The following is a 9,390-nucleotide window of genomic DNA, read 5'->3' on the forward strand; positions in this document are numbered from 1 at the left end:
GCCCAGCGATTCAAAGCCAAGAGCCAAAACGCGGTAATGTCAACAATTCTTCATAGTTTTGGATACAACGAGACGGGCCGATTGCGCGGGAATAGGAGAAGCGAGACCATCCAGCGCCCGTCGTGCAGCGAAACTTCCATGAAGCCATCTGCCGGCCCATCGGCTCGGTGCGCAAAGCGCCGCGAGCGCCGGAGGGACGTGACATCCCCGCTGTTGGAAATCGGTCGTGATGTTGCTCGCCGCCAAGGCGACCGATGAGACAGTTCATCCTCGAGGTATTTGACCGCCACCGCTTATGGACGAATTGCCAGAGAGCGGCGCTCGCCGGTGCGCCTCAAGCCGACCAGAGCAAGCTCAAACACCTGTGCCTTGACTGTATACGATATGTCTATAATTTGTGTTCAAAGAACGCCTGAACCGCACACATTCGAAACCATGTAGTTCATCGTTTACGATTAAAATCTAGGCGCAACACCGTATACAATACCTAAAAGTTTGGTTTGGAACGTCCGGGTGGGCGCCGTCGATATGCCGCTGGAATGTCAAAGCGGCCGCTCTTGCGGGCGTTGGCCTAACGAGGATCGCGCAATGAACGCGATAATGGAGGAAGGCCTATGAAACGTATGACGACAAGGATGCTGTTGGCAGGGCTCGCCACTGCATTTCTGACGAGTGTAACGTCGCCCGCGTCGGCTCAGGCCACGCTCGATGCCGTCACGAAACGCGGCAAACTGATCTGCGGCGTCTCGCAACCCACGCCAGGGTTCGCCGTTCCCGACTCGAAGGGTGTGATGACCGGTTTCGACGTCGACGTCTGCCGGGCGGTGGCAGCTGCGGTGTACGGCGCGCCGGACAAGGTTGATTTCGTTCCAACCAATATCAACACCCGTTTCCAAGTCCTTCAGTCCGGCGAGATCGATGTACTGTCGCGCCAGACGACGATGACATTCTCGCGCGACAATTCGCTTGGTCTCGATTTCGGCCCGACCGTTTTCTACGACGGGCAGGGACTGATGGTCCCGAAACAGCTCAAAATCGAAAGCGCCAAGGACCTCGCCGGAGCAGCCATCTGCATCCTGCCGGGCACAACGACCCTGCAGAATCTTGCTGACTTTTTCCGCGCCAACAACAAGAAATTCGAATCCGTGGTCTTCGAGAACCCGGACGAAAATCGAAATGCCTTCTTCTCTGGCCGATGCGACGCCACAAGCAGCGACCGCTCCGATCTTGCCTCGATCCGCGCTGTCGCCAACAATCCGGCTGACTTCGTCGTGCTGCCTGAAACGATATCCAAGGAGCCGCTCGCTCCCGCAGTGCGGCAGGGAGATTCGAACTGGCGTGATATTGTCAGCTGGGCTGTCTATGCGCTGATTGCCGCGGAGGAAAAAGGCATCACGAAAGACAACGTGGATCAGCAACTGACCAGCCAGGATCCTGAAATCCAGCGCATGCTGGGCGTAACTGGGGACCTTGGCAAGATGATCGGCCTTGACAACAAATGGGCTTACAACATCGTCAAGGGCGTCGGCAATTACAGCGACGTATTCGAACGCAACCTCGGCGAAGAGACTCCTCTCGGGCTAACCCGTGGCCCGAACCAGCAATGGACGAAGGGCGGCCTTCTCTACGCCCCGCCCTTCCGTTGATTCTCACCAGAGAGCAGGCGGCGCCGGTGGCGCCGCCTTGTATCCATTACTCTGCCCGCGGGGACAAGAGATGCATGTCGCACCGGAAAGCCCGTGGCGCATTATTTATAACCTCCGCGCGCGCGCGATCTTCTATCAGGTCGCCTGTGGCGCGGCCGTCGTCCTGATTGCGTATTTCCTGTTCGCTAACGCTTCCGAGAACCTTGCTCGGCAGAACATCGCGACCGGCTTCTCCTATCTTAGCCGCGAAGCCGGCTTCGTCATCAGTCAGTCGCCCATCGCCTATCAACCATCCGACACCTATGTGCGCGCCCTTCTCGTCGGCATCCTGAACACTGTCCGCGTGTCATCCGCCGCCGCCATTTTCGCAACCGTGATCGGCACGCTCGTTGGGGTCGGGCGGCTCTCGTCCAATCCGCTGCTGTCGCGGATCGCAATGGTCTATGTGGAGATTCTCAGGAATGTTCCGCTGCTGTTATTCCTGTTCCTTTGGTATGCGATCATCATCACCGCATTGCCGCCGGTGCGGCAGGCATTCCAGATTTTGCCGGCCGTGTATTTAAGCAATAGCGGCCTCGTCATTCCCTCCATCACTTGCTCGGACGAACTGACATGGATCGCGCTGGCGCTGGCGGTCGGAATCGTCGCCGCCATTATCATCGCCCGTGCCCTTCGCCGGTCGCGAATTACGACCGGCATCGAACGGCGCGTCTGGCCCTTCGTTGTCTCAGCGCTGATGCTTCCTTCTCTTGCAACCATCCTGATACTGCGCCCGTCCGTAATGGTGGACTGGCCCGAGCTCGGGCGCTTTCGTCTTGCCGGCGGCGCGCAGCTCATGCCCGAATTCGTGGCTCTTCTGCTCGGACTGACATTGAGTGCATCGGCCAATGTGGCTGAAATCGTGCGCAGCGGCATCGTCTCGATTCGGAAGGGGCAATGGGAGGCTGCCGCTTCCCTCGGCTTACGACGCCCCCTGTCACTGCGGCTTGTGATCCTGCCGCAGGCATTGCGAGTCATCATTCCGCCGATGACGAGCACTTACCTCAACGTCTTCAAGAACAGCTCGCTCGCCATCGCCATTGGTTACCCGGATCTTGTCATGGTTTCGAACACGACGATGAACCAGACAGGTCAGGCAATCGAACCGATCGCGCTTTTCATGATGGTTTACCTCTCCCTGTCGCTTGCCATCTCGGCATTCATGAACTGGTACAACGCCCGCGTGGCGCTCCGGGGGTAATGGCATGCAACTCGTCAAGTCAGAGCTTGCCCCCCGCAAGAGCCGCCCGCGTCAAGGCGTCGGGTTGCACAAACTGCTCGCGCCATATTTCGGCACCCCCGGAAACGTGGCGATCACCATTATCTGCCTCGCTCTGGTCGCGCTGATCGCCGCCAAGGCGATCTCGTGGCTGGTTCTGGATGCAGTCTTCTCAGGTAATCCGGCCACCTGCAAGGCGAGTGTGGGTGCGTGCTGGCCGTTCATCACCTCGAAATTCCGCTTTATGGTGTTTGGCTTTTATCCCTACGAGGAACAATGGCGCCCGGTGGCGGCGCTGGCGATTTTCTTTGCCGCATGCGGGATTTCCATGAACCCTGCTACCTGGGGCCGCAAGCTCGCAGCATTTTGGGCCATCGCCCTGCTGGTGATTTTCTGGCTGATGCTCGGCGGCGTTCTCGGCCTTGAATATGTGCCGACGGCGAAATGGGGCGGGCTGCCCCTTTCCTTCATGCTGTCCTTCATCGGCCTTGCGGCGGCTTTCCCGCTCGGGATTGTTCTTGCGCTCGCACGCGCCTCGAAACTGCCGGTGATCAAGGTTCTCGCGATTGCGTTCATCGAACTGGTGCGCGGCGTTCCGCTCATCAGCATTCTTTTTATGGCGTCCGTCATGCTGCCGCTCTTCATGCCGGATGGATTCACGATCGATAAATTGTTGCGGGCTCAGGTCGCGATTATTCTTTTTGCCGCCGCCTATGTGGCGGAGATCGTGCGCGGCGGTCTGCAGGCCATTCCCAAGGGACAGTACGAGGCTTCGGCCGCCATGGGACTCCACTACTGGCAGATGATGCGCCTCATCGTTCTGCCGCAGGCGATCAAGATCATGATCCCACCTCTGGTGACTCTGTTCATCGGGTTTTTCCAGGATACCACGCTGGTCGTGATCGTCGGCCTGCTCGACTTCCTGGATACGATCCGCAGTGCTATGCGGGATCCGCAATGGCAGGGTATCGCCGTGCTCGAAGGCTATGTGTTCGCCGCCACCGTTTATCTGCTCTTCAGCACGATTATGGGCGCCTACAGCCGTTTTCTCGAACGCCACTTCAGGATGGGACATGACTGACACAACGACCGTGATCCGCAACGCCGCCTGGGTTGTCGCCTGGGAGGAAACAACTTCCCAGCATGTCTACCGGCGGGACGCCGATGTGGCGTTCTCGGCTTCGGGCATCCTGCATGTCGGCGAGCGGTATGAAGGCCGCGCGGATCATGAGATCCCCGGCGCGTCGCTTCTGGTGATACCCGGTCTGGTGAACGTTCATTGTCATTCCGGTGACGAGCCCATCGCCAAGGGTCTTTTCGAGGATACGGGAACGGCGGCCCTATGGGGAAATGCGCTCTACGAATATTCCGCCCTCGTCGATTCCGATGCAGATGCGAAGGTCGCCTGTCAGACAATCATGCTGGGTGACCTCATGCGCAGCGGCGTGACGACGCTTCTCGATATCGCCTCGCCTCATGACAAGTGGCTCGATCTCGCCGCGGAAAGCGGCCTGCGCGCCTATCTCGCTCCGGGCTTTCGCGAGGCGGAATGGCGTGTCGTGGACAGTCATCGTCTCGACTTCGAATGGAACAAGGCGAAGGGACGCGAACGTTATGCGGAGGCGTTGGCTTTTGTTGACCGGGCACGGGCCCATCCCTCGGGCCGCATCGACGGCGTCGTTGCCCCGTCCCAGATAGAGACCTGCTCGGAGACGCTGATTCAGGAAGCCGTCGGGGAAGCCCGTCAGCGTGGCATGCGGATCACCATCCACGCCGCGCAGACTATGGCCGAGCACGAAGAATTGCTGCGCCGATCCGGCGAGACAGCTCCGGCTTTGCTGGAGCGTCTCGGCGTTCTCGGCCCCGACCTCATCCTCGGGCACAGCATCTTTCTCGATCACCATTCGTGGACGCGGCAGAGAACAATGGACGACCTTGGCCGTCTTGCTGTGAGCGGCACATCGGTCGCTCATTGTCCCGTCACCTTCGCCCGCAGCGGCATGATTCTTGAAAGCCTCGGCGCGTATCGCCGTGCGGGAGTCAATGTCGGTATCGGCACGGACAGCTACCCTTTCAACATGCTGGAAGAAATGCGCGAGGCTGTGATCTGCTCGCGGATCTCCGGACGCAGCGTGTTCGATCTCGATACCGCCGGCATATTTTCCGCCGCGACGATCGGAGGAGCAAAGGCGCTTGGCAGAACCGACATCGGCAGGCTTGCCCCGTGCGCGAAGGCGGATCTCGTGCTGGTCGATCTTGCACATCCCGCCATGCAGCCGGTCCATGATCCGTTACGGAACCTGCTACATTGTGCCGCCGAGCGGGCCATTCGTGATGTCTTTGTCGATGGCCGGGCCGTTGTCAAAGACCGACAGGTCGTGCACCTGGACTATACGGGTGCCGGCCGTGAATTGCAGGACGCGCAGAAGCGCGCGATCCGGCAGGCCGAAAAGAACGACACGCGCGGGAGATCCCTTGAGTCTCTCGCTCCCCGGTCGCTTCGCTTCGCGGCACGCGTCTAACGGTGTTTCCTGCTTCGAGACCCTCAGAATCCCGCGGTCGCTTGGCTTGAACGACGCGGTGGCACAGTTGACGACTTTGCCCTTCCAGGTCGTGTCGATCTCTAGGCCAGCTGCGCGCCGCAATACAGCCATAGCTCAAACCTTGGCATGCGACCAGGAGCGGACATTCGGCCATTCCTACAATTCCCCTGAATGATCTCTGTGTGTTCCTTCCCTTGCCATTGCGACCTACCTTCAGGATAGGACGCAGCGTTCGCGTGAGACCGTCGGCGATGTCCTTGTGATGTAGTTGAAAACCGAGGATTGGTAGCCGTGCAAATGCGGCGTTTCCCCTCTGAGCTGTAGGACCGCTCCAGCGAACTGATCTGCTCTGACCTGCTGGTCGTTCAGGCGCCGAAAAATTGTCGGCAACAGATCGCATTTGCCTCCGAAAGCGGAAGACGAGGTGCTCGCCCTCGTCGGGTTGACCTTGGCGGCCCTTACGCCCGCCCAAGGTCGCCAAACGCCCGCGAAGGCGGCGAGCGGCCGTCGTCTTGCGGGGCTTCGTGGGCGATATCACATCAACTCTGGCTCAACCGATCCCCAGCATTCGGGCCTCTTCTCGAATGCGACGAGAAACCTCAGCCTAGGATTACACATCAGAGGGCCGAGCATCGGTCTCCCAGTGAATTGACAATCCCGAACCGTTCGGGGCTCAATGCTCTCGCAAGCGCGACTCCGCTGGAGTCGAGAGATTCTTGAAGCAGAAGGGAGGCCGCGAGAGCAGAAAGTGCTGGTGCAGTCTGCAATCCATAACCGCCCTGCCCCGCGCACCAGAAGAAACCCGGCGCGGTTGACTCATAGCCGACCACGGGATTTCGGTCGGCGGCGAAGGTCCGCAAACCAGCCCAACTGGCCTTTGGCCGCGCCCGCGGAACGGTTGTGGCTTCGTGGAATCGTTCGAGCGCAGTCGCAATATCAAGGTCCTCCGGATATGCATCGCAGGGCCGCAACGGAGTCTCCTCCGACAGACTAACGAGCATGTCTCCCGCCTCCGGCTTAAAGTAGAAGCTTTCATCAACCGCTGTTGCGACCGGCAAATCTGCCGTCGCTCTCGCAAGGTCCGGAGGCAGCGGCAGTGTTGCCGCTGTACGCCGCATCGGCTGTAAGCCGCGGCCAGGCAAACCCGCGCGGTGAGCGACCTCTTCCGCCCAAGCACCTGCCGCATTGACCAACACGTCAGCTCGAATCTCCCACTCACCGGCAATCACGAGCCAGTCTCCTGCATGCCGGATCTCGCTCACCGGAACTCCTGTCAATATGCGGGTGCCGCATTGCCTCGCCATGCGAGCAAACCCTTGGAGGAGTGCATCGGTGTCAATATCCCGTGCGCCGGGTTCGAGGAAGCCAGCGGCGGCTGCTTCTGGCCGCAACACAGGGCAACAGGTTAGCAAGGCGTCTTGATCGAGCCATTGCACCGTCGTGATACGCTCGGCCAATGCATATTCCTTGCGCAATCTATCGCGATCGTCAGATCCGGCAAATACCAAGCTGCCTCTCGGATGCACCAGCGGCACCGCGGAAAAGCCAGCCGGCGGGGCCTCGAAGAAGGCACGGCTCCGCGTGCTCAAGAGACGAATTGCCCGGGATCCGTAGGCTTCGATATAGACTGCCGCGGAGCGGCCGGTTGCATGAGTGCCAAGATGATTCTCCATCTCGATAACTACCACATCGCGGTGAGGCGCCAGTCGACCAGCCAAGCTGATGCCGGCAATGCCACCTCCAATGATTACAACATCTGCGCGCTCGACCATAGGGAAGTCCATCCTCAAAATGGGGGCTGAGAAATCCGGCGCTGGGCATCAGCACGCGTGGATCGGCTGCCCTGAAGCTCGTTGGTCAGAAATGTCTTGTGTCAGCGACACTCTGTGGAACACAGGGCTTCGATCGGGCTCGTTGCAGTAGTACAACTCACCCCGCTCCGGCACCATGACAATGGTCGCTGTCGTTCCGATAAGAACGCCGGGCCATTCTTCCTGTGGGAGGGTCAGCACTCCGTCGGGCGCGCCCCACGTATCGTGCAACGCGCTCATGACGTCATCCACGCGGATCGTACCGCATCTGGCGCGCAACAGACGCTCTAGCCGCAACTCACGGCTCAAGGTGTCGGGCGCGAGCGCTACCCCGGCATCGTAAAGTTTTGCGCGGGCGGCTTCGCTGCGGAAGTGATTGGCGTGAACGAGAAGGCCGTCGCTGGGAACAAGCCAGAACACCTCGCGTGGTGTAGTTTCCAAGTCGATGGCTTCGCCGGTAGCATGAGAGAGCATCATATTGTTGGCGCAACCCCGTGGGCTTTTGTAAATCGCGCTCAACGCCTCGGAGAAGGAACGCGCGGCCAGAACCTTCCGGCGGATCAGAGATATCGGCAGACCTGTTTCTGGCAAAGCGGTGTCAATTCGCAGCGAGTTTCCAGTTAGAGCGAGGCCTGCGGAATTCAGTCCGCAGCGCGCCAGACCGCCCGCTTCAACGAATGTCAGCAGTTCGTGATCGGCATCACGGACCCGCAACAACACCACCGTCTCACGAGCCGCAAGCATCCAGTCCCAGTTCTGGGCATGGATCAGAATTTTGTCGGCGGTCGCCTCTGGCTGGACAATGATGCCTGTGCAACCGTCCTGTAAATCGATTGCGGCCGCCTTAGGTGCCAGGCGGTGCATGATTTCCGAGCGGGCATTGACAATGACGACGCCTTCTAGCGAAACGCCGGAACCTTCCGCAATCCCGCGGAGCTCCTCGGCCATTGCCGGCTCGAGTTTGTCGATTTCGTCGAAGAACTTGGGAGCGGCAGCCAAAGCATCGTTCCATGCGACGCCGCGCTTTTCCATCGCGCCACCATATAGCTCGAAGCTGCGCGCGACGCGATCGGCAGCAGCCCGCCCGTAGGCGTACCCGCGCTCGGCGGGCGTACCGGTGATGTCAATGACAGGAATGGGTGAGGTCATATGAGCTCCAAAGCAGGTGCAGTTTCATCAATGCGCCATTTCAGCTGGACGCCGCCGCCGGCGACGGTCTCGAGGGCGGGAATCGCCGAGAGCAGGCGCTTCGTGTAGGGGTGCCGCGGGGTATCGAAGATCGTGTCGCGGTCGCCCTCCTCCACGATACGTCCCGCCTCCATCACGATGACGCGGTCGGCCACCTGCTCGACGACGCCAAGGTCGTGGCTGATGAAGAGACAGGAGAAGCCGTGCCGATCCTGCAGGTGCGCGAACAGGTCGAGCACCTGGGCACGCACGGTCACGTCGAGCGCCGAGACCGGCTCGTCGGCGATGACGAAGGCCGGCCGGCGCACGACGGCGCGCGCAATGGCGGCGCGCTGGCGTTGCCCGCCGGACAATTCGTGCGGGTAGCGATCGGCGAAACCGTCCCCGAGCCCGACCTCGCGCAGGATCTCGTGCACCCGTTCGGTCTTCTCGCGCCCGCTCATGTGCGGCATCAGGCGCAGCGCCTCGCGCACCAGCATTCCGATGGTCATGCGCGGATCGAGGGACGAGTACGGGTCCTGGAACACCATCTGGCAATTCAGGCGGTAATCCTTCCACCCTTCGCTGCCGGCGATGATCGAGCGTCCGGAATAGAGAATTTCACCGCCGCTCGGCGTGAGCAGACCCGCAATGGCGCGCCCCAGCGTCGTCTTGCCGGAACCCGATCCGCCGACCAGCGCCACCACCTCGCGCGGCATGATCGAGAGGTTCACGCCGTGAAGCGCGCGTTTGCCCGCGGCCTTGTGAAGGAAACCCTGCCGCCCGCCGTAATCGACGACGAGGTCACGGATTTCCACGATCGGCGTCCCAGCCTCCGGAACGGCGCGCGCCGGCAGGCGCCGCGGCATGGCGGCGAGCAGCTTCTGCGTATAGGGGTGGCGCGGCTGGCGCAGGAGGTCCCGGGTTGCCCCCTCCTCGACGATCTCGCCCTTGCGCATCACGAT

Annotated in this window: 7 protein-coding genes; 4 read left to right on the forward strand and 3 right to left on the reverse strand. The window is 60.7% G+C overall.

The genetic code is table 11. The features are described 5' to 3' along the window. Window positions 1-623 precede the first annotated feature (623 nt). The 4 genes from FEZ63_RS24105 (at window position 624) to FEZ63_RS24120 (ending at window position 5,426) form a co-directional block, all read left to right on the forward strand. Window positions 624-1,646: an amino acid ABC transporter substrate-binding protein gene (locus FEZ63_RS24105; protein WP_201274279.1), complete on the forward strand. Its 1,023-nt coding sequence runs from the start codon at window positions 624-626 to the stop codon at window positions 1,644-1,646. A gap of 70 nt (window positions 1,647-1,716) precedes the next feature. Next, window positions 1,717-2,886 carry an amino acid ABC transporter permease gene (locus FEZ63_RS24110; protein ID WP_150949869.1) on the forward strand — a complete coding sequence of 390 codons (1,170 nt, stop codon included), beginning with the start codon at window positions 1,717-1,719 and terminating at the stop codon, window positions 2,884-2,886. A 4-nt stretch (window positions 2,887-2,890) separates the two neighbouring features. Beyond that, the gene (locus tag FEZ63_RS24115) at window positions 2,891-3,985 is read left to right on the forward strand and encodes an amino acid ABC transporter permease (protein ID WP_150949871.1); all 1,095 of its coding nucleotides are present in this window, start codon (window positions 2,891-2,893) and stop codon (window positions 3,983-3,985) included. Beyond that, complete coding sequence (locus FEZ63_RS24120) at window positions 3,978-5,426, forward strand: amidohydrolase family protein (protein ID WP_150949874.1); 1,449 nt, start codon at window positions 3,978-3,980, stop codon at window positions 5,424-5,426. The genes FEZ63_RS24115 and FEZ63_RS24120 overlap by 8 nt, the downstream gene beginning before the upstream one ends. A gap of 638 nt (window positions 5,427-6,064) precedes the next feature. On the opposite strand, the gene FEZ63_RS24125 is transcribed toward FEZ63_RS24120, so the two are convergent. The 3 genes from FEZ63_RS24125 to FEZ63_RS24135 form a co-directional block, all read right to left on the reverse strand. Further along, window positions 6,065-7,219, reverse strand: coding sequence for an NAD(P)/FAD-dependent oxidoreductase (locus FEZ63_RS24125; RefSeq protein ID WP_162419837.1), 1,155 nt, complete (start codon window positions 7,217-7,219; stop codon window positions 6,065-6,067). 48 nt (window positions 7,220-7,267) lie between these two features. Then, the gene (locus FEZ63_RS24130) at window positions 7,268-8,407 is read right to left on the reverse strand and encodes a C45 family autoproteolytic acyltransferase/hydrolase (RefSeq protein ID WP_150949878.1); all 1,140 of its coding nucleotides are present in this window, start codon (window positions 8,405-8,407) and stop codon (window positions 7,268-7,270) included. Then, the coding region (locus FEZ63_RS24135; protein ID WP_150949887.1) for an ATP-binding cassette domain-containing protein at window positions 8,404-9,390 on the reverse strand (987 nt) is incomplete at its 5' end. The genes FEZ63_RS24130 and FEZ63_RS24135, both read right to left, overlap by 4 nt.

The sequence above is a fragment of the Microvirga brassicacearum genome (genome assembly GCF_008757455.1).
Taxonomy (GTDB): domain Bacteria; phylum Pseudomonadota; class Alphaproteobacteria; order Rhizobiales; family Beijerinckiaceae; genus Microvirga; species Microvirga brassicacearum.